The organism is Prevotella sp. E13-17, from assembly GCF_022024035.1.
GTDB lineage: Bacteria > Bacteroidota > Bacteroidia > Bacteroidales > Bacteroidaceae > Prevotella.
Genome location: NZ_CP091787.1, coordinates 2,523,012 through 2,544,208 on the forward strand (window position 1 = coordinate 2,523,012; position 21,197 = coordinate 2,544,208).

The following is a 21,197-nucleotide window of genomic DNA, read 5'->3' on the forward strand; positions in this document are numbered from 1 at the left end:
AAAGAGTTGATTCTACTTGACCTCCTTGATGACATAAACCACCGTTGGCAGGTGATCACTATAACCATCGAGCCACGAGCCACCGGCATGTGTGCGCAGAGGGTTGCCCTTATATTTGCCTTCTTTCTGAAAGAGATAGTCGCGCATGAAGATCTGGTGATTCCAGTAGGTCAGCGTTTGGTAGTCCTTCTTGCCCTTCACGTCGAGCAATGAGCGCGACAAGATGATCTGGTCGAAAAGATTCCAGCGTCCGTCGTACTGCAACGTGCCGCGACCGCTGGCGAGCGTGTCCCAGAAAGGATTCCAGAGTCCACCCTCCTCTACCTTGTTCATCTTACGTTTGGCGCCCAGTGCCTCGGCCATTGACTTGTCTTGCGGATCGTCGTTCATATCGCCCATCACGAAAAGTTTAACGTTAGGGTCTTCCTTCATCAACGAATCCTTGACCAAACGAATTTGGCGACCGCCCTCCTCGCGGTAGAAAGAACCGGCAAAGCGCGAAGGCAGGTGATTGACGATGAACACCACGTGCTCGCCAGCCATCTGTCCGCTGACGGTCAGGAAACCGCGTGTGGCACGATCAGCATCAGCCGGAAGAACATAGACGTAGGGCACCAACTTGACATGATCCACCTTGAAAAACTTGGGATTATAGAGCAAGGCACAATCGACACCACGCTTATCGGGACCTTCTACATGCACAAACTGGAAGTTGCGAGCCTTCAAAGGCTCCTGGTTACAAAGGTCGGTCAGCGCACGGGCATTCTCCACCTCAGAGACACCAATCACAGCACAGCCGATGCCAGGCAACTTATCGGTGCCCAATTCTGAGAGCACGCGTGCCATGTTCTTTAACTTATGAGAATACTTCAGGCCATTCCACCTGTTCTTGCCATCGGGCAGATACTCGTAGTCGTTCTTTCCTTCATCATGGCACGTATCGAAAAGGTTCTCAAGGTTATAGAAGCCAACACCGTAGAGATTAAACTTACGCTCTTGTGCTGTTGCACTGTTCACACCGACAAGGAGTAACAATGCCAAAAGGATTAATGTCTTTTTCATAATTTAGCCAGTAATGTTTCTGCAAAGATATATAAAAATTCTGGTACGGCAACAGAATCATTATTTTTTTTTAGAAAAGTTTTGCGCTTAAACCATTTTTATATATCTTTGCACCAAATAAGACTAATTAAATCTCTATAAAAAACATTTATTTATGAACAGAAAGCTGAAAACAATGGTGCTGATGCTTTGCATCGCTCCAGCTGTGATGGCTCAGTCAGAGTCAGACCCTCTGACCACCGACCTCCAGAATGAGCATGCGTTCACCTTCACCGAAAGTCAGCTGGACGAAGACGAAAACATTCCTAAGAACGTCATCATCTTCTCATCCAGCCGTAATGTGTATGCCAGCGAAGTGGGCTACCGCTTCAGCCCTGCCCGTTTCAAATTCCGTGGTTATAACTCGAAGTATAACGACGTCTATATCAATGGCAATCCAGTGAACGATATAGAGAGTGGCTCTTTCCGCTACTCATTTGTGGGTGGTTTGAACAACCAGACACGCTCGCAAGAGACCACCCTGCCCTTCGAGGACAACCAGTTCTCTATGTCGGGCATGGGTGGTTCGGCCAACTACAACTTCCGTCCAAGCAGCTTCGCTACAGGACAGCGCTTCTCGCTGGCCGGTGCCAACCGCAACTACAACGTGCGAGCCATGTACACCTACAACACAGGCATGATGGACAACGGATGGGCCTTCACCGGTAGTCTGACCTACCGCTGGGGTAACGGTACGGGCTTTGTAGATGGTACATTCTACAACTCGCTCTCTTACTTCCTGGGGGCAGAGAAGATGATCAACGACCAGCACTCACTATCGCTGGTGACATGGGGTAACCCCACCGAGCGCGGCACGCAGGCAGCCTCTGTGGATGAGATGTATTGGATTGCCAACGACTATCAGTACAACTCTATATGGGGCTATCAGAACGGCAAGAAGCGTAACTCACGCGTCATTAAGGACTTCCAGCCTGCAGCCATGCTGATATGGGACTGGAAGGTTGACGATGACACCAAGTTGACCACAACGCTGCTGGGCAAATATACGATGTTCAGCAATAGCCGTCTGGACTATAACAACACCACCAACCCACAGCCCGACTACTACTCGGTGCTGCCCAGCTATCACTTCAAGGTGTGGGACCAGGAGTCAACAGAGGATCGCGACGCTGCAGCGCTTGCCAACTGGCAGGCCAGCTACGACTATCTGTCGGCCAGCAAGGCTAACCGCCAGGTGCACTGGGACCAGATGTATTTTGCCAACCGCACCGTAGCACTGCAGGGCGGTGACGCTATGTACTATCTGAAGCGCTTCCATGACGACCAACTGACGATGAACTTGTCGTCTTATCTGGAGAAGGTGCTGAACCCCAGCACCGTGCTGCACGGTGGATTGCTGCTGTCGGCCAACAAGGGTATGCACTACCAGACCATGGACGACCTGCTGGGGGCTACGACTTTCCGCAACATCAACACTTACGTGATTAAAAGCTACGGTAGGGACAGTCAGCAGGCACAGTACGACCTGAACAACCCCAACAAGCTGATTGGCAAAGGCGACCGCTTTGGTTACGACTATAACCTGCTGGTAAACCGTGCTCAGGTATGGGCTGGCATCTCGAAAGATATGGAGAACGCTCACCTTTTCCTGAACGGACGTATTGCCGGAACCAACATGCAGCGCGATGGTAAGATGCGCAACGGTCTGGCTCCCACCAACTCATATGGCAAGAGCAGCACCAAGAGCTTCTTCGACGCTGGCTTTAAGGCTGGTGCACATCTGGACTTGGGCAAGGGTCACGCCATGCTGATGGGCTTGAGCTACGACTCAAAAGCGCCTGATGCCAAGACCGCCTTCCAGGCTGCTCAGGTGAGCAACGAGTATGTGGCCGACTTGAAAGACGAGAAAATCCTGACTGCAGAGCTGGGCTACCAGCTGAAGACTTCATGGTTGGGACTGAACATCAATGCCTACTATAGCGATCTGAGCGACGTGACCGAACAGAGCATGTACTACTCAGACAGTGACCACTCGTTCTCATACGTATCACTGACGGGCATTGCCAAGTGCTACTACGGACTGGAACTGGGTGCCAACATCAAGGTGACCGACTGGTTGAACATCAAGGCACTGGGAACGATCAGCGAGGCCATGTATATGAACAATGCCAACGTGAACTACATGTTGTCTGAGGATGGTCTGACACGCAGTGACATCGTACTTAATAAAGGTATGCGCGAGGGTAACACACCACTCACCGCAGCCAGCCTGGATCTGAGCTATCATGCCAACGGCTGGTATGTGGACCTGATTGGCAACTATTACGACCGCATCTACTTGTACTACTCTCCCGTGACACGCTATGCCAGCAACCAGTCTAACAGCATCAACATGCTGACTGGTGAGACCGAATATAACGACATTCCCGCACAGGACAAGGGTAAGGGTGGCATCATGGTTGATGCCTCTATCGGCCGTCAGTTCTACCTGAAGAACGGACACCGACTGGGTGTGAACCTGATGGTGACCAACCTGCTGAACAACCGAAAGATTGTCACTGGCGGACGCGAGCAGAGCCGAGTGAAGTATGAAGACGGCGAGCCCGTGAACCCCAAGAAGGACCCCTTCAAGAACAGTCCTTACAAGTTCTATGCTAACGGCATCAACGGCATGCTGATGCTTAACTATTACTTCTAAACAAAACGGACGCATTATGAAAACAATCAAATATCTTGCAATGACACTTGTGTCCCTGTTGGCAGTAGGCTGTCAGGGAGACTGGGATGAGCCGACGTTAGCCTATGGTGACTTGAATGGCAACAATAACATCACGGATGAGAACATCATCACCATTGCACAGCTGAAAGACAAATATCCCAACGTGTTTGCTTCTACAGACAAGGCCGTAAAGATTGAGGAAGACATCAAGATCAAAGGCCGCGTCAGCGGTAACGATATTGGCAGCAATATCTACAAGCAGTTCTTCCTTCAGGACGAGACTGGCAGCATCATCATTTCCGTAAACCAGAGTGGTATGCACGCATTCCTTCCCGAAGGACAGGAGATCATTGTTGACCTGAAAAACCTCTGGATTGGCGGCTATCGCAAAGAGCCACAGATCGGGTCGAAGTATGGCAGCGGTGTGGGACGCATGAACAAAGAGGTGTTCCAGCAGCACTTCAAGTATGTGGGCACTCCCGACGTGACAAAGATTGACACCCTGAAGTTTGCATCGGTAGCTGACTTCATGAAACTCGACAAAAACAAGAACTGCGGTCAGCTGGTACAGATTGACGGCATAGAGTTCAAGGACGTGGAAGGTCTGGGCACCTTTGCACCCGACTCGACGAAGGACCACACCGTGGAGATTAAAGGTGGATGTGTGTCGCGCGAACTGAAGGGCTACACCGCCAACCAAATCGTGGTACGCACCAGCACCTATGCTAAGTTTGCTGCCTGGAAATTGCCAAAGACCAAAGGCACCATCGTAGGTATGGCAACGCGATTCGTCAGCGGCTCTACAGACATCTGGCAGATTATGATCCGAAAGGAGAGTGACATCAACTTCCCCGAGGAATAATACTAAAAACAAGAACCTTTTAAAAAAGCAACAATATGAAAAGGCTATTTAGAAATCTGACATTCTTCGCACTGGCTGCAGTGGCACTGACAGCCTGCGATAACGATGTCGAAGCGCCCTACGGCATCCCAGGAACAGATGCGAATCCACTGGGTACACACATCAAGGGTGGCACCGGCAGCGGAACCTTGGAAAATCCCTATAACGTCATTGGCATGCTGAACGTGGCCAGCAATCTGGAGGCTGGCGACAATACCGATGACTACTGCTACATCAAAGGTAAGGTGGTTTCGATCACTGACCAATTCTCGGCACAATATGGCACTGGCACATTCTATATCTCTGTTGACGGTACGAAAACCAACCAGTTCTATGTTTACCGCGCTTACTATCTGGGCAACAAGAAATGGACTGCCACAGACCAACCGCTGGAAGTGGGTGACGAGGTGACCATCTGCGCCATCGTGACTAACTATAACGGAACGATAGAGACAGCTCAGAACCTGGGCTTCATCTACGAGCTGAACGGCGAGAATCGCGGTGGAGCACCTAAGCCACTGGCTTCTGCAGTAGGCGATGGTAGTCTTGAGAATCCATTCAACGTTTCAGGTGCACTGAAGTTTACCAAGAAACTGGGCAAAGACGTGAACTCAACCGAGAATGTTTACATCAAGGGCATCGTGTCCAAGATTGACGTGAGCAAGAATGTGGAGCAGAACTACAATAGCGGTTTTGGTAATGCCACCTTCTATATCTCGGACGATGGCGAAGATGCCAACACCTTTGAGGTTTACCGCGCCAACTACTTCAACAACACCAAATGGGCAGAGGGTGCTGGTCCTATACTGAAAGTGGGCGACGAAGTAATTGTCTATGGTAAGGTGGTGAACTATAGAGGCAACACGCCCGAGACTGTTTCTGGTCAAGCTTACCTCTACTCGCTAAACGGTGAGACAAGTGCCGGAAAGTAAAAAAAGGCTTAAAAGTTTGCGAGAATGGAAAAAAGTTCGTACCTTTGCAGCCCGAAATTATTCATAAACAACAATTTATAAAGAAATGAAACAAGGTATTCATCCAGAAAACTATCGCCCCGTCGTGTTCAAGGACATGTCCAACGGCGATATGTTCCTTACGAAATCTACTGCAAAGAGCAATGAGACAGTGGAGTTCGAAGGCGAAACTTACCCAGTGGTAAAAGTCGAAATTTCAAGTAGCTCTCACCCTTTCTATACTGGTAAGAGCAAGCTCGTTGACACGGCTGGTCGTGTTGATAAGTTCATGAGCCGCTACGGTAAGGCTGCGAAGAAATAAGATAACTTACACTTGTAGGAATAAAAGGTGCATTCTGGGTAGTTGCATATGCCCATGACTGCACCTTTTTCTTATGAAAAGAACAACAACCACAAGCAACACACACAAAAACAAGATGGTTTATCAACAGCACTTATTGGGTAAGACCACCCTATTCACTCTGACTCTCTGCGCATCATTGCTGAGCGCCTGTGACAACGATAACGAGACAAACAGCTATAAGAGCGCAAACAGCAATGACATTAGCACCTATCGAGAAGTTTCGAGAAACGAGTTTCCTAAAATCAAGAACGACAACAACAGCATTGTCATTGTGCACTACACCAGCAATGGAGAGATCAACTACTCGGTGGAATGGGACATCGAGAAGCAGTCGCAGCGCTGGTCTTGCTATCAGATATATGCAGGCAATCGTGGTTCGAACACATCGAGATATTATGGCAATCCACAATATCCATTCGACCCAGAACTCAGTTCAGAGACGCCCTATTTCGATGGCGAAGACCCGTTCAAGGGAAGCGGCTTTGACCATGGACACATCTGTCCATCGGCAGACCGTCTGAACTCAGCCGAAGCAAACTTCCAGACTTTCTTCCTGACCAACATGCAGCCACAATACAATGCGTTTAACGCCGGCGTATGGGCACACATGGAAGACTTCATGCGCGACAAGATAACGAAGAGTAGCTCGGACACCTTATTTTTATGTAAAGGTGGCACCATCGACAATGAGAGTCAGATATTGATGCACCGCAGCAATGGGCTCATTGTGCCAAAATACTTTTTCATGGCAGCCTTGCTGAAACGATCCAAGGACTGGAGCAATGTTGGTGCGCTGGGATTCTTCATTGAGCAACGAAAAACGGACAACTATGCAAGAACGTCGGATGGCACGAAATACGACCTCAGCCCGTATGTTGTCAACATCAACGAACTGGAGAGACTGACAGGACTGGACTTCTTCTGCAATCTGCCAGACGATATAGAGGAAGTCGTTGAAGGCAAGCCCGTTGACTTTCTTAAAAAAGTTTGGGGTCCCATGGTATCATCCAACCTGACAATCCAGAAGAAAACGAATGATGACTATTGATTAAAATTACGTAAATTGTTTGGCAAAACAGAACTTTTTGCGTAACTTTGCGACAAAATGTTGCGAGGTAACTTTGTCTCAGACTAAAAAGGAACAGTCATTCTTTTGTTTTTAAGCTCGACTTAACGAACCTTGCAAAAAAGAGTTCTGAATAACATAGATTTTTTACATAACACAACAATGAGAACTATTTACGATTTCTCTGTCAAGGACAGGAAAGGAAAAGATGTATCACTGAAAGAGTATGCCAACGAAGTATTACTTATCGTGAATACAGCAACGAAGTGCGGATTTACCCCACAGTATGAAGAACTTGAGAAACTCTACGAGAAATACCACAGTCAGGGATTCAATGTATTGGACTTTCCATGCAACCAGTTTGGCCAGCAAGCACCCGGTACCGACGAATCTATTCACGAATTTTGCAAAGCAAACTTTGGCACAGAATTTCCACGTTTCAAGAAAGTAAAGGTGAATGGTGACGATGCAGAGCCCCTGTTCAACTTCCTGAAAGAGCAGAAAGGCTTTGCCGGCTGGAATATGGAACACCCCATTGCCCACATCCTGGACGACATGTTGACAAAGACAGACGCAAACTACAAGGAGAAACCCGATATTAAATGGAACTTCACAAAGTTCTTAATCAACAAGAAAGGACAGGTGGTAGCCCGTTTTGAGCCCACAGAGAAGATGGATGTCATTGAAAAGCAAATCGTAGAGCTGCTGAAATAAGTCCTAAGCTCACCGTTTTACATAACAAAACAGTTCACAGTCATGAAGACAAAATGCTTAATTATTGGTAGTGGACCGGCAGGTTATACGGCCGCTATTTACGCATCAAGAGCCAACCTGTCGCCTATTGAATACTGCGGACTACAGCCCGGCGGACAGTTAACTCAAACAACTGAAGTAGAAAACTTCCCTGGCTATCCACAAGGTGTTGACGGCAACCAGATGATGATGGACTTGCGTCAACAGGCAGAACGTTTCGGAACAGACATCCGAGATGGCGAGATCGTAAAAGTTGATTTTTCGAAAGCACCATACAAAGCATGGGACGATGCTGGCGAGGAGATAGAAGCCGACACCGTGATTGTGGCTACAGGTGCTTCAGCAAAGTATCTGGGACTGCCCGACGAAACGAAATACAACGGCATGGGTGTTAGTGCCTGCGCAACATGCGATGGTTTCTTCTACCGCAAGAAGACGGTTGCAGTGGTAGGCGGTGGAGACACTGCCTGCGAAGATGCCCTCTACTTGAGTGGCCTTTGCAAGAAAGTCTATCTGATTGTACGCAAGAACTATCTGCGCGCATCAAAGGTCATGCAACAGCGCGTGATGGACCGCGAGAACATCGAAATATTGTTTGAGCACAATACCATAGGACTATTTGGAGATGGAGCCGTAGAAGGAGCCCATCTGGTGAAACGCATGGGAGAAGCTGACGAAGAGAAGATTGACATCCAGATTGATGGATTCTTCTTGGCCATCGGCCACAAGCCCAACACAGCCATCTTTAAGGACTGGCTGGACACTGACGAGGTTGGCTACCTCAAGAAGATTGATGGAACACCGAAGACCAAGGTTCCCGGTGTCTTCGTGGCAGGCGACTGTGCTGATCCTACCTATCGTCAGGCCATCAGTGCCGCAGGAACAGGTTGTCAGGCTGCAATTGAGGCAGAGCGCTATCTACTGGCGCAGAATTAAGATGAACCGAAATCGAAACATCGTTATATCGAGATATCGACAAAACGACAAAAAAGAATAAAAACGCAAAAAAGCCTCGCTTCACAGCGAGGCTTTTTCAATTAACTAAATTAATCAACCATAAACCTTAACCATTAAAAATCTCTTTAGATGTTGCAAAGATAAACAATACATTTAATGATGAGGTTCATTTTTTGTTATTTAAGGTTTAAAAAATGAGAATTATTATTATTTAAACTACAAATCACGGATTTTAAACCTCTTCAGACGCCAAAATATCCCTTAAAACACTTAACAAGTTAAAAAATCGCTTAAAAAAAGGAAAACTGATTGTACACAAAAACACTTATGGTAGAAATGTGACGCCACCTGGTAACCCACCTGGAGAGAGCGGACAAGAAAAGTGTTTCAACGCCTACGCTATGGATACCCATAGGGATGAATGTCATCCAAGTTAAATTAAAAAAAAACGTAATGGGATTGCACATATATAAATATGTATAAATGCAGCGATAGCGCAAAGAGAAGAAGACTCTACGGCTTTAGCGGTTGTGAAGCAGGAATAAAAAAAAAGAGACACGCTTCACAGCGTAGCTCTTTCGATTAACTAAATTAATCAACCATAAACCTTAACCATTAAAAATCTCTTTAGATGTTGCAAAGATAAGAAATGCTTTTGAAAAAGACGTCTAACTTTTGTTATTTAAGGTTTAATAATCGTGAATTAACGTTATTTCTACCAAAAATCACATATTTTAAACCTTTTCCTACACTTTTTGGGCGTTTTTGTTGCTACTTTCGATAAAAATACCTACCTTCGCATTTGGAAATCTAAACCTTAAAGGAATGAATATCGCGTATCAAATAGCACTCGGCATAGCTATCATTGCCATTTTAATCATCCATGGGCGAATGACCTACAAACAAACTGTAGGCCGCAGGAATCGCAAACAAATGGAAGATGTGTTCACAAATATCAGTCATGAACTGCTGACACCACTCACTGTGATCTCTGCTTCGGTAGAGCATCTACGCGAGCAAGAACCCGACCACGCATCAGACTACGCACTCATGCAGCTGAACATAGAACGCATGGTGCGCCTGCTCCAACAAATACTAGAAACCAGCAAATCGCATTCTGGCGAACTTAAACTTCTTGTATCACAAGGAGACGTCATGCAGTATATCAGGCAGACAGCACTCTGCATAGAGCCACTGATGCACAAACATGGCCAAACCTTCAGCATAGAGACAAAGCCCAACTCCATGATGGGATGGATAGACACAGACAAGCTGGATAAAATCATCTACAACCTGCTGTCTAATGCCGCCAAATACACCAAGGCAGACGGCAACATCTCCTTGCGAGTCATGACGAATAAGCTATATGACCATATTATAATACAAGTAAAAGATGATGGCATTGGAATCTCTGCACATAAGATGAAAAACCTGTATCAGCGTTTTCACGATGGCGAATACCGTCGCATGCAGGTAAAGGGCAACGGACTTGGACTTGCGCTGACCCACGATCTTGTGATGCTACACGGAGGAACTATCGACTGCGAGAGCGAGGAAAATAAAGGCACCACATTTACCGTCACCATACCTATTACCAAAGAAGCATTCCTACCAGAACAAGTGGATGAGAACAACGCCTTCGATCTCAGCAAGATCGAATCAAACATCATTGACATGAAGGCACTCTATCCCGAAGACGACAAGCAGCTTTTGTCCACCGCCATACCAACAATCAATGAAAATGCTTATAGGATTTTGTTGGTAGAAGACAACGAAGAACTGCTGATGCTGATGAGCACGCTGCTGAGCAAGCGTTACAATATCTATACGGCACCAAACGGAAAAGAAGCACTCAAGATCATACAAAGCAAACGATTAGACCTCATTGTCTCTGATGTGATGATGCCCGAAATGGATGGCAACGAACTAACACGCGAGATAAAGTCGAAGCCAGAATGGAACCATCTGCCCATTATCTTACTGACAGCCAAAACCAGTGAAGAAGACCGGAAGGCATCTTTGACTATCGGTGCAGACGACTACATCGCCAAACCTTTCCGACTGGGCGACCTGGAGTTGCGCATAGACAACCTGATATCTAACCGCAAGCGTATTTTGGAAGCTGCCGGCAAAGAGACAACCACTGAGGAACAAGTGCTGACGGCCGATGAAGAGTTTATGCAACGCGCACATAAATGCGTACTGGACCATCTTGACGATAGCGATTTTGACCGAGAAGCCTTTGCCAAAGCAATGGGCGCCTCGAGCTCAACGCTCTACAACAAGCTGCGCGTACTGACGGGAATGAACATCACATCCTACATCCGCGACATACGTATGAAGGAAGCTAAACGGCTGGCTGAAACCCAATCCAACCTGCGTGTCAGCGACCTCGCCTATCGAGTAGGATTCAAAGACCCGAAATACTTTGCTACCTGTTTTAAAAAAGAGTTTGGCATACAGCCAAGTGAATTTATTGAGTCTTTGAACAACGACACATCCACAGACCTATAAACGTCAGCAACCCATTGAGCATCAGCAGTTCATAGCCAAAGTGATAGTTCCATAGCTGTACTGTTGTGGCTGCGATGAAATAGCAGATGACCGGCGATGCCAGACAAACCACGGGCACCAAACGCTGGCGAACATACTTTTGCGTAAACAGTCCAAAAGCAAAGAGTCCCAATAAAGGACCATAGGTATAGGAAACGATGGTATAGATGGCATCTATCAGCGATTTACTATTGAGGGCATGAAACATCAGTATGAATGCCACAAAAAGCAAGCAAATGACCAGATGGACGCCCTTTCGCAGTTTTTCATCATCGACTTTTTGTCGAATATCAACACAATAACTGGTGGTCAGCGACGTCAGTGCCGAGTCGGCACTTGAAAACGAAGCCGCCACAATGCCAAGAACAAAAAGCAGGGGGAGCAACTGAGAAGACAACGGCATCAGCTCGCCCTTGACAAACATTGGCAACAGCTGATCTCCTTGAACAGGGATATCGACCCCTTGTTGTTCAAAAAGCTGCACCAACAGGACGCCTAACGACAGAAACAGCAAATTGGCAGGTACAAAAGCAACACCATAGCTGCACATATCTTTCTGTGCTTCACGCAACGTACGACACGTCAGGTTCTTCTGCATCATATCCTGATCGAGTCCAGTCATCACGATCACAATAAAAGCACCACTCAGAAACTCCTTCCAGAAATAGAAAGGAGAGCGCCAGTCACTGAACTCGAAGATGCGGCTATGAGCATCACAAGCAACAGCCCTTACGGCATCAGCCAACGAATAATGGAGAGCCTGAGCCACCATATATATAATAAGGAGTAGCGCCGAGAAGAGGCATACCGTCTGAAACGTATCGGTGAAGACCAGCGTGCGCACCCCACCCTTTCGCGTATAAAACCATATCAGCAATACCATTGAAAGAACGTTGACCACAAATGGCACACCGACTGCCTCAAACACAAACTGCTGCAGAATGAGGCAAACCACATAAAACTTCACGGCGGCGCCCACCATCTTCGATACAAGGAAGAACCAAGCACCCGTCTTATACGACGACATGCCCAAGCGCTGTCCCAGATAAGTATAGATAGAGGTGAGGTTCAACTTATAATACACAGGCAACAATAAAAAAGCGATGACCAGATAGCCCACAATAAAGCCCAAGCAGACCTGCAGATAGGTCATCTGCGAAGAAAGTACCATACCAGGCACACTGACAAACGTAACCCCCGATATAGAAGCGCCCACCATGCCAAAGGCAACCATATACCATGGTGAGCGGCGCCCGGCACGGAAGAAAGCCCGATTGTCAGCACGCCGTGCTACAAGGCGACTGATGCCCAACAGCACGAAGAAATAAGCCAAAATAGTTATAATAATCCACATACAGCTTGCAAAGTTACACATTTTTCCGAAGTCAGCTCGCTTAGTGTAACAAAATTCTCACCCCTTCATTCTTCATTCTTAATTAATTATATTATCTTTGCATCGCAAATACTAAACCAATAATAGAAACGTATGAGCAGACAAAAGAAGTTTATTCTCCCCGAGAGTGAGATTCCCACACAGTGGTATAATATTCAGGCAGACATGCCCAACAAGCCTTTGCCTCCTATTCATCCCCAAACCCACCAGCCTCTTGGTGTTGACGACCTTGCACATATCTTCCCACGCGAATGCTGCGTGCAGGAATTAGACACCGAACACGCATGGATAGACATCCCGGAAGAAGTATTAGAAAAATACAAGTACTACCGTTCGACACCATTGGTACGTGCCTACGCCCTTGAAGAGGCACTCGGCACACCCGCCCACATCTATTTCAAGAACGAATCAACCAACCCATTGGGTTCGCATAAGATTAACTCTGCCATCCCTCAGTGCTACTATGCCAAGCAGGAAGGCACGACCAACGTCACCACAGAGACGGGTGCAGGTCAGTGGGGTGCTGCTCTATCGTATGCCGCCAAGATATATGGTCTCGAAGCTGCTGTCTATCAGGTCAAGATTACCATGCAGCAGAAGCCCTACCGCTCGAGCATCATGCGCACCTTTGGTGCTGCCGTTACTGGTTCGCCCTCTATGTCAACGCGTGCAGGCAAAGACATTATCACCAAAGATCCCACCCATCCCGGTTCGCTTGGAACAGCTATCAGCGAAGCCGTTGAGTTGGCCACCACCACCCCCAACTGTAAATATACGTTAGGTTCTGTGCTGAACCACGTAGCCCTCCATCAGAGCATCATTGGCCTGGAGGCAGAAAAGCAGATGGAGATGGCAGGCGAATATCCCGATATGGTGATTGCTTGTTTCGGTGGAGGAAGTAACTTTGGCGGTATAGCTTTCCCCTTTATGCGTCACAACCTGAAGGATGGCAAGCACACCAAGTTTATTGCTGCCGAACCCGAGAGTTGTCCTAAGCTGACACGCGGCAAGTTCCAGTACGACTTTGGCGATGAAGCAGGCTACACCCCCTTGCTCCCCATGTTCACACTGGGTCATCAGTTCAAGCCTTCCAACATCCATGCTGGCGGACTCCGCTACCATGGTGCAGGCATGATTGTCAGCCAGCTGATCAAAGACGGCCTGATGTATGGCGTTGACATCCCCCAGCTCGAGTCATTCGAGTCTGGCATGCTCTTCGCCCGCACCGAGGGTATCATCCCAGCGCCCGAGAGTTGCCACGCCATTGCCGCCACGATTCGCGAAGCCAAGAAATGTATTGAGACTGGCGAGGAGAAAGTTATCCTCTTCAACCTCTCTGGTCATGGTCTTATCGACATGCCTTCTTACGAGTCGTTCATCAATGGCGATTTGCAGAACTACAGCGTCAGCGATGAGATTATCGAGAAGAACGTGTCTGAACTTGAGCAGATTATCTAACGAAAGAATTATTCGATGGTCAGTCCGAAGACGATGTAAGTCTTCTGCGAACAAGGATTGGCCACCACTTGTGCAAAGACTGGCAGGGCAAAATGTTCTGTCAGTCTTATTTCTTTTACAGCCTTTAGGTTGACATTCGTCACGGCAAATCCCGTTGTATTGTAATAGTCTGATTTCCAAGGAACAAAGGCCAGCTGAGCCTCCCACTTGCAGGAAGCCAACCGAAAGGGCGCAGTCAGTTCGACATACGAAGAATAAGCCCGTTTGCCATCTGCCACCTGATAGTCTTGTCCGGCAAAGTTAGTTTGCCACGAAGCATTCAGCACTCCGAAGTCATAGCCCACAAAAGCCTCGAAGACATGGCTGGTGCTATGTGCATCATAATAGAGATAGCGTTTGTTGGGCGAGTCGCTCCAATAATCGACCAATCCGAATCTGAAGTTCCCCATGGTATATTGTGCCGTTATATCCAGTTCTTTAGGGTCGTTCTTATCCGAGATACCGACATTAGCGCCCCCCACCAAGCTGAATTCTCTCCACTCAATGCCCAGTGCGGGCTGAAAACTGGTGGCACCCATTTCCTGTCCACGCCACATATACTGACTCAGAATGTCGGCCTTGGCAATGGTGTTTATCTCGTCTTGTGCATGAACATACATGCTTAGGGCACACACGAGTGCCACCGACCAACTACGCAAAGAAGTTTCAATCATTTATATATACATTATTCATTATCGCATACAAAGGTACGAAAAAATACACATTTAACCAACAAACGGGAAAAAAAAAGAGGAAACAGCACTCCACTGCAGAGTACCATTTCCTCCATAAGTCAATCTTTATATGCTGTTTTTATCCAATCTCTATCTGGCGGCTCACCTTGACTTTCTCCTCCTCGTGCTTAGGCAATTCTACGGTCAGCACGCCGTTTTCCACATGAGCTCGAATCTGTTCACGCTCCACATCATCGGGCAACAGCAGTGTCTGCTCGAACTTAGAATACGAGAATTCGCGTCGCAGATAGCGAGTGCTCTTGTCCTCCTCCTTCTGTTCCTGTTTCTTCTCCATCTTGATAATCAGATTGCCCTCATCATTAATATGCACGTTGAAGTCCTCTCTCTTCATGCCTGGAGCAGCCAGTTCTACAGTGTAAGCCTTATCGCTCTCCTTTACATTGATAGCCGGAGCCGTACAATTGGCGCGTGGCATAAAATCTGTGTCAAAGAAATCGTTGAATACACTGGGCAGCCAAGCTGCGTTACGTCTCATCATTGGTGTCATAATCTTGTCCTCCTAATTATGTTTTAATTTTGGTTTAACTTCTTGTTTGAGCTCCCGATGTGTTATCGATGCTCACTTAACTAAATGCAAGATAAATGCCAACGCAGAAATATCAGACAATCTGTCATATATAAGAGACAAATTGTCAGCCAACAATTCTTTTCATCTCATTTTGAGAAGTAAAACCAAGGTTACGGTAAAGCGGCACTAACGCATCACGATAGAGTCGCTTTACCAATGATGTCGTTCAGCACCTTCACAGCCTCGCCCACAGTAGGCACATCGGTCACGACCATAGAGCGTTTGCCATTTTGTTCGCGAAGATTGCAACGACGCACATTTCGACCTATATAATCAAGTATATGACTGAAAGCCGCACTCTGATAGAACGGGCTTCGCACGTTGCTGACGAAGTAGAGAAACATTCGCCCTTGCTTCAGCATGATCTTCTCGCATCCCAGACGCTTACCGCTACGGCGCAAGCCTACCACCTGCAACAGCTCTTCAGCCTGTGGCGGTAACGGGCCGAAACGATCGACAAGACGCAGACGATAGGCCTCCACCTCCTGGTCATTGCGCGTGTTGTCCAGTTCGCGATAGAGCAACATGCGCTCAGAATCGCTGGGCACATACTGGTCGGGGAAGTACATCTCCAAGTCCGACTCGAGGTTGCAATCGGCCACAAAGTCTGCCTGAGCATCGAGTGCCGAGAACTGCGAAGAGCCATCCGATGTCTCTTTCGCGCCAATGCTCTGGGTCTTTTCGCCTCGACTACTGTCACCTCGTTCTGCAGTTCGTCCTTCGTTCTCGTTCACCTCGGGCTCTTCATTTCTCAGTTCCGCCATGGCCTCATTCAGAATTTTCTGATAGGTCTCATAGCCTAAGTCAGAGATAAAGCCACTCTGTTCGGCGCCCAGCAGATTTCCCGCACCACGAATGTCGAGGTCTTGCATGGCGATATTGATGCCACTGCCCAGGTCCGAGAAGTTTTCAAGAGCCTCCAAGCGTCGGCGACTATCGGTTGGGAGTGCTGCCAATGGCGGTGCCAACAGATAGCAAAAGCCCTTGCGGTTGCCTCGTCCCACACGTCCACGCATCTGGTGGAGGTCTGAGAGTCCGAAATACTGTGCACTATTAATAATAATGGTGTTAGCATTGGGGATATCAATACCATTCTCAACGATAGTCGTTGAGAGCAACACATCGTAGTCGTAGTTAGAGAAATCAAGGATAATCTTCTCCAGTTCGTCGGGCTTCATCTGTCCGTGCCCGATGGCTATACGACAGTCGGGAACGTACTTATGAATCATCTCGGCAATGTGCGTCAGGTCGCTGATGCGGTTGTTCACGATATAAACCTGTCCGTTGCGACTCATCTCAAAGTTGATAGCATCCGTGATAATCTCTGCCGAGAAGGTGTGTATTTCGGTCTGAATAGGGTAGCGGTTGGGCGGTGGTGTCTGTATGACGCTCAGGTCGCGTGCTCCCACCAGCGAGAACTGCAGGGTGCGCGGTATGGGGGTGGCACTCATCGTGAGCGTATCCACGTTGGTTTTCATCTGGCGCAACTTCTCTTTTGTAGAGACACCAAACTTCTGTTCCTCGTCTATAATCAACAGTCCGAGGTCTTTGAACTTCACACTCTTGCTGATCAGCTTCTGCGTACCGATCAAGATGTCCACCTTGCCATCGGCCAGGTCTTTCAGTAGCGCAGCCGTATGTTTTGCCGAACGAGCACGTGTCAGATAGTCCACACGCACTGGCATATCCTTCAGACGGCCAAGGAACGTGCGATAGTGCTGATAGGCCAGCACCGTGGTGGGCACCATCACCGCCACCTGCTTGCCATCGACGGCAGCCTTAAAGGCAGCACGCACAGCCACCTCGGTCTTGCCAAAGCCCACATCGCCACACACCAGTCGGTCCATTGGTTTCGGCAACTCCATATCTGCCTTCACCTCTTGTGTTGCTTTCAACTGGTCGGGTGTATCTTCGTAGAGGAACGAGGCCTCCAACTCGTGTTGCAAGTAGGTGTCGTGGCTGAAGGCAAAGCCCTTCTGGCGTTTACGAGCGGCGTAGAGTTTGATGAGATCACGGGCAATATCCTTGATGTGTTTCTTGGTGCGCTCTTTCAGTCGCTCCCACTGTCCGGTGCCCAGTGTTGACATGCGTGGCTGCTGTCCGTCGTCCTGCGACTTGTATTTCGACACTTTGTACAGCGAATGGATGCTCACATAGATAGCATCACCACGCTGATACACAATCTTAATCATCTCTTGGAAACCGCCATCCTGCAGAGGCATCCTGACCAGTCCGCCAAACTTACCGATGCCGTGGTCCACATGCACCACGTAGTCACCCACCTCGAACTGCTGAATCTCCTTCAGTGTCAGTGCCACCTTACCACCACGCGCCTTGTCACTCTTCAGGTTGTACTTATGGAAGCGGTCGAATATCTGATGATCGGTGAACAAACACAGGCGTGCATCCACATCAATGAATCCTTCGTGAAGGGTCTTGTCCACGGGCACAAAAGTGATACCCTGCTTCATTTCGGCAAAGATATCCTTCAGTCGCTCCTGTTGTTTCTCGCTGTCTGCCAAGATATAGAGTTTGAAACCCTGCAACAGGAAATCCTCTAATGTCTGCGACAACAATTCGAAGTTCTTATGGAACAGAGGTTGTGGCTTGATGTTGAAAGAGACGCATGCGCCCTCGCTGGCATGGGCTCGAGCCAGCAACAGCTTGCGAAACGGTTCGGCATCACGCGCAAACTGGCTGCCAGTGATTATCTGGCTGTCGCGTTGCATCTCCTTTTCTATCTGCCGCTGTTCTAATTCTGTAGCTCCCTCCAAACGTTCCTGCAGGGCCTGTGCTGAGAATCCCTCTTGGTAGGCCCGTTCAATCGTCTCGCGCACAAACTGGAAATCTTTCATAGCCAGCAGCGTGCTCTTTGGTAGGAACTTCAGAATTGACTCTTTTTCCTCGACTGCCGTCAGCTCAGGCACCACATCCACAAGCTCACAGCGCTCTTTCGACAACTGATCTTCTACCTGAAACGTGCGGATGGAGTCTATCTCATCGCCAAAGAAGTCGAGACGGAAGGGAAACTCATGACTGTACGAATAGACATCGAGAATAGACCCGCGCAAGGCGAACTGCCCTGGTTCATAGACGTAATCGACTTCGCGAAAGCCGAAGTCACGAAGCGTCACGCAGACATCATCCACGCCAATGGTCTGTCCTTGTTGCAGCGTCAGGCGGCGGGCATCCAACTGTTTACGCGTCACCACCATCTCGGCCAATGCCTCTGGATAGGTGACCACATACAAACTGGAGGGGACCGTGGAGGCTTGCGAGACTTGTGAAGCAGGTGAAGTCTGTCGATTCTCCATTCTTGGTTCTTCGCACTCCGTCAATCTTGTCAACACCTCCGTACGGAGTATCTCGCTGGCGGGGTCTTTCTGTCCATATTTGATGGCACGCCGATAGCTCGATGGAAAGAAGAGCACACTCCCCTCGCCCATCACCTGGCATAGGTCATGGTAGAAATAGCCTGCCTCATCGGCATCGTTGAGGATAAAAACAAGTCTCTGCGAGGTCTTCAGTGCCAACGCACTGAACAACATAGGTGCTGCTGAAGCCAACAACCCATCAAGAGAAATCGTCTTCTCTGAAGATTTCTCCATCAGCTTTGCCAATGCCGCCACCTGCGGCTTCATGGCATACAATGTCTGTAATTCCTGAATGTTCATTATAAATACCTGGTGCAAAGGTAACAAAAAAAAATCATAATACATGATGACGTATTCACAAATAATTAGTACCTTTGCATTATCAAACCATATAAAACTATGAACAAAAGCGACTGTATTGTCATCATCCCCACATACAACGAGAAGGAGAACATCGAAAAGATTATCCGTGCCGTGTTTGCATTGGAGAAGTGTTTCCACATCTTGATTATTGACGACGGCTCGCCTGATGGCACAGCACAGATTGTCAAGGGACTCATGGACCAGGAGTACAGCGACCGTTTGTTCTTGGTTGAGCGCAAAGGCAAATTGGGACTTGGCACTGCCTATATTGCGGGATTCAAGTGGGCACTGCAACACGATTACGACTATGTGTTCGAAATGGATGCTGACTTCAGCCACGATCCTAACGACCTTCCCCGTCTTTACAGTGCTTGTCACGATGAAGGCTACGATGTGGCCATCGGCTCTCGCTACGTCAGCGGAGTTAATGTGGTCAATTGGCCCATGAGCCGTGTGCTGATGAGCTACTTTGCTTCTAAGTATGTGAAGCTGATGACAGGGTTCCCCATCCACGACACTACCGCAGGATTCAAGTGCTATAGGCGTCGGGTGTTAGAAACCATTGAACTCGACAAGATTCGCTTCAAAGGCTATGGTTTCCAGATTGAGATGAAGTTCACAGCCTATAAGATTGGTTTCAAGATAAAAGAGGTTCCCGTTATCTTTGTCAATCGCAAAGAGGGAACCAGCAAGATGTCGGGGGGCATCTTTGGCGAAGCCTTCTTCGGCGTGATGCGTCTGCGTCTGGATGGTTGGAGACGAAAATACCCCTCATTGCCTGAGACAAAATAACAGATTAATTAAAGACATAACAACAAGGTTACAAAGACATAATAACCTAGTTTTAAAGACATAATAACAAACGAACATACTTTTTTAATCCCAATTATCGCATCAAGGGAAATAATTGTTTGTTCGTTTGTTCTTTTAGTCGCTTCGCTTAATGAAAGCGGCATAGCCGAGCTATTATAGCTTTAAAAATGTCTGTTCGTAAAAAAAAAGTATGTTCGTTTGTTATTATGTCTTTACACCCAGTTATTCTGTCTTTAACAGATGTCTGTTCGTAAAAAAAGTATGTTCGTTTGTTATTATGTCTTTCCCGCAGTTATTATGTCTTTCCCGCAGTTATTATGTCTTTAAAACCTTGTTAGTATGTCTATTGATCGGGGTTTTCCACGTAGCCCTGATATTCTGGCACCAAAGCAGACATCACGCTGTCGTAAGCCTGGTTCTTTGTTGCCTCGACATTGTCGGGACCCTGCCCCACGGGATAAATAGGCTGATGAATAGTAAGTGTCAAGGGGTGCCAAAGCACAAACTTCATGTCGCGCATGCGAGGCATCACATTAAAAGAGCCATTGATAGTGAGTGGCACCACGGGCAACTGTAGCTCGTCGGCCAGAGCAAAAGCGCCACGCTTAAACACGCCCATGTGTCCGGTGAACGTACGCGACCCTTCGGGGAACACCGTCAGACTGGTGCCACCTTGAAGTGTAGCACGCGCCTTATCATACGTAGCTTTGATTTTCTTTGGCCCACGCTTATCAACAAATATCTGGTGAGACCTCTCGCAGGCATAGCCTACAAAAGGAATATTGCGAAGCTGATACTTCATCATCCATTTAAAATTACGATTCAGAAAACCATAAATCAGGAAAATGTCGAAAGCACCTTGATGATTAGCCACAAACACATACGACTGGTCTTTCTCCAGATGTGCACGTCCCTCAACCTTGACCGGAATCAACAAAGCCCAAAGAATGACACGAGCCCATATATGGGCAGGGTAATATCCCCAGAAATGACCACTGCCGACGGCACAGCCAACAGATATAGAAATGACCACCAACACAGTAGCCATCAGTATGATGGGCAGTGCGACAAACAGTTGATAGATGCGATATAAGTATTTCATAATGGTA

16 protein-coding genes are annotated in these 21,197 nt (G+C 47.8%); 10 read left to right on the top strand and 6 right to left on the bottom strand.

The window, feature by feature from the left end:
- Positions 1-12: 12 nt before the first annotated feature.
- On the bottom strand, positions 13-1,062 hold the full coding sequence (locus L6472_RS10320; RefSeq protein ID WP_237804802.1) for an endonuclease/exonuclease/phosphatase family protein: 1,050 nt from the start codon (positions 1,060-1,062) through the stop codon (positions 13-15).
- Positions 1,063-1,216: 154 nt separating this feature from the next.
- Between L6472_RS10320 and L6472_RS10325 the strand changes: the two genes are divergently transcribed.
- The 8 genes from L6472_RS10325 to L6472_RS10360 all read left to right on the top strand — a co-directional run bounded on the left by L6472_RS10325 (position 1,217) and on the right by L6472_RS10360 (position 11,286).
- Complete coding sequence (locus tag L6472_RS10325) at positions 1,217-3,760, top strand: TonB-dependent receptor (RefSeq protein ID WP_237804803.1); 2,544 nt, start codon at positions 1,217-1,219, stop codon at positions 3,758-3,760.
- Between the two features lie 16 nt (positions 3,761-3,776).
- Positions 3,777-4,643 carry a DUF5689 domain-containing protein gene (locus L6472_RS10330; protein ID WP_237804805.1) on the top strand — a complete coding sequence of 289 codons (867 nt, stop codon included), beginning with the start codon at positions 3,777-3,779 and terminating at the stop codon, positions 4,641-4,643.
- 35 nt (positions 4,644-4,678) lie between these two features.
- On the top strand, positions 4,679-5,614 hold the full coding sequence (locus tag L6472_RS10335; protein WP_237804807.1) for a hypothetical protein: 936 nt from the start codon (positions 4,679-4,681) through the stop codon (positions 5,612-5,614).
- Between the two features lie 85 nt (positions 5,615-5,699).
- Positions 5,700-5,954, top strand: coding sequence for a type B 50S ribosomal protein L31 (locus L6472_RS10340; protein WP_027451013.1), 255 nt, complete (start codon positions 5,700-5,702; stop codon positions 5,952-5,954).
- 73 nt (positions 5,955-6,027) lie between these two features.
- Positions 6,028-7,044: a DNA/RNA non-specific endonuclease gene (locus L6472_RS10345; RefSeq protein ID WP_237804809.1), complete on the top strand. Its 1,017-nt coding sequence runs from the start codon at positions 6,028-6,030 to the stop codon at positions 7,042-7,044.
- A 180-nt stretch (positions 7,045-7,224) separates the two neighbouring features.
- The gene (locus L6472_RS10350; RefSeq protein WP_237804812.1) at positions 7,225-7,776 is read left to right on the top strand and encodes a glutathione peroxidase; all 552 of its coding nucleotides are present in this window, start codon (positions 7,225-7,227) and stop codon (positions 7,774-7,776) included.
- A 42-nt stretch (positions 7,777-7,818) separates the two neighbouring features.
- Positions 7,819-8,751, top strand: coding sequence for a thioredoxin-disulfide reductase (trxB, locus tag L6472_RS10355; RefSeq protein ID WP_237804814.1), 933 nt, complete (start codon positions 7,819-7,821; stop codon positions 8,749-8,751).
- A gap of 846 nt (positions 8,752-9,597) precedes the next feature.
- Positions 9,598-11,286, top strand: coding sequence for a response regulator (locus tag L6472_RS10360; protein ID WP_237804816.1), 1,689 nt, complete (start codon positions 9,598-9,600; stop codon positions 11,284-11,286).
- On the opposite strand, the gene L6472_RS10365 is transcribed toward L6472_RS10360, so the two are convergent.
- Positions 11,246-12,679, bottom strand: a complete 1,434-nt coding sequence (locus L6472_RS10365) for a sodium:solute symporter (protein WP_237804818.1) — start codon at positions 12,677-12,679, stop codon at positions 11,246-11,248. The two genes, L6472_RS10360 and L6472_RS10365, sit on opposite strands and share 41 nt — an antisense overlap.
- Positions 12,680-12,811: 132 nt before the next feature.
- Here L6472_RS10365 and L6472_RS10370 point away from each other — a divergent pair, with 132 nt between their 5' ends.
- The gene (locus tag L6472_RS10370) at positions 12,812-14,176 is read left to right on the top strand and encodes a TrpB-like pyridoxal phosphate-dependent enzyme (protein ID WP_237804820.1); all 1,365 of its coding nucleotides are present in this window, start codon (positions 12,812-12,814) and stop codon (positions 14,174-14,176) included.
- Between the two features lie 8 nt (positions 14,177-14,184).
- On the opposite strand, the gene L6472_RS10375 is transcribed toward L6472_RS10370, so the two are convergent.
- The 3 genes from L6472_RS10375 to mfd all read right to left on the bottom strand — a co-directional run bounded on the left by L6472_RS10375 (position 14,185) and on the right by mfd (position 19,212).
- Complete coding sequence (locus L6472_RS10375) at positions 14,185-14,889, bottom strand: hypothetical protein (protein WP_237804822.1); 705 nt, start codon at positions 14,887-14,889, stop codon at positions 14,185-14,187.
- A 139-nt stretch (positions 14,890-15,028) separates the two neighbouring features.
- Positions 15,029-15,457, bottom strand: a complete 429-nt coding sequence (locus L6472_RS10380) for an Hsp20/alpha crystallin family protein (protein WP_237804824.1) — start codon at positions 15,455-15,457, stop codon at positions 15,029-15,031.
- A gap of 215 nt (positions 15,458-15,672) precedes the next feature.
- Positions 15,673-19,212 (bottom strand): transcription-repair coupling factor, encoded by a 3,540-nt coding sequence (mfd, locus tag L6472_RS10385; RefSeq protein WP_237804826.1) that lies wholly within the window; start codon positions 19,210-19,212, stop codon positions 15,673-15,675.
- 99 nt (positions 19,213-19,311) lie between these two features.
- On the opposite strand from mfd, the gene L6472_RS10390 reads away from it, so the two are divergent.
- A complete protein-coding gene (locus L6472_RS10390) occupies positions 19,312-20,067 on the top strand; it encodes a polyprenol monophosphomannose synthase (RefSeq protein WP_237804828.1) in 756 nt (251 codons plus the stop codon).
- A 364-nt stretch (positions 20,068-20,431) separates the two neighbouring features.
- Here L6472_RS10390 and L6472_RS10395 read toward each other — a convergent pair whose 3' ends face one another.
- The gene (locus tag L6472_RS10395) at positions 20,432-21,190 is read right to left on the bottom strand and encodes a 1-acyl-sn-glycerol-3-phosphate acyltransferase (RefSeq protein WP_237804830.1); all 759 of its coding nucleotides are present in this window, start codon (positions 21,188-21,190) and stop codon (positions 20,432-20,434) included.
- Between the last annotated feature and the right edge of the window lie 7 nt (positions 21,191-21,197).

Coding starts and splice junctions, on each gene's coding strand:
- L6472_RS10320 (WP_237804802.1), bottom strand. CDS start 1,062: ATGAAAAAGACATTAATCCTTTTGGCATTGTTACTCCTTGTCGGTGTG.
- L6472_RS10350 (WP_237804812.1), top strand. CDS start 7,225: ATGAGAACTATTTACGATTTCTCTGTCAAGGACAGGAAAGGAAAAGAT.
- L6472_RS10365 (WP_237804818.1), bottom strand. CDS start 12,679: ATGTGGATTATTATAACTATTTTGGCTTATTTCTTCGTGCTGTTGGGC.
- L6472_RS10390 (WP_237804828.1), top strand. CDS start 19,312: ATGAACAAAAGCGACTGTATTGTCATCATCCCCACATACAACGAGAAG.
- L6472_RS10395 (WP_237804830.1), bottom strand. CDS start 21,190: ATGAAATACTTATATCGCATCTATCAACTGTTTGTCGCACTGCCCATC.
- L6472_RS10325 (WP_237804803.1), top strand. CDS start 1,217: ATGAACAGAAAGCTGAAAACAATGGTGCTGATGCTTTGCATCGCTCCA.
- L6472_RS10340 (WP_027451013.1), top strand. CDS start 5,700: ATGAAACAAGGTATTCATCCAGAAAACTATCGCCCCGTCGTGTTCAAG.
- L6472_RS10360 (WP_237804816.1), top strand. CDS start 9,598: ATGAATATCGCGTATCAAATAGCACTCGGCATAGCTATCATTGCCATT.
- L6472_RS10380 (WP_237804824.1), bottom strand. CDS start 15,457: ATGACACCAATGATGAGACGTAACGCAGCTTGGCTGCCCAGTGTATTC.
- L6472_RS10375 (WP_237804822.1), bottom strand. CDS start 14,889: ATGATTGAAACTTCTTTGCGTAGTTGGTCGGTGGCACTCGTGTGTGCC.
- L6472_RS10370 (WP_237804820.1), top strand. CDS start 12,812: ATGAGCAGACAAAAGAAGTTTATTCTCCCCGAGAGTGAGATTCCCACA.
- L6472_RS10335 (WP_237804807.1), top strand. CDS start 4,679: ATGAAAAGGCTATTTAGAAATCTGACATTCTTCGCACTGGCTGCAGTG.
- L6472_RS10345 (WP_237804809.1), top strand. CDS start 6,028: ATGAAAAGAACAACAACCACAAGCAACACACACAAAAACAAGATGGTT.
- mfd (WP_237804826.1), bottom strand. CDS start 19,212: ATGAACATTCAGGAATTACAGACATTGTATGCCATGAAGCCGCAGGTG.
- L6472_RS10330 (WP_237804805.1), top strand. CDS start 3,777: ATGAAAACAATCAAATATCTTGCAATGACACTTGTGTCCCTGTTGGCA.
- trxB (WP_237804814.1), top strand. CDS start 7,819: ATGAAGACAAAATGCTTAATTATTGGTAGTGGACCGGCAGGTTATACG.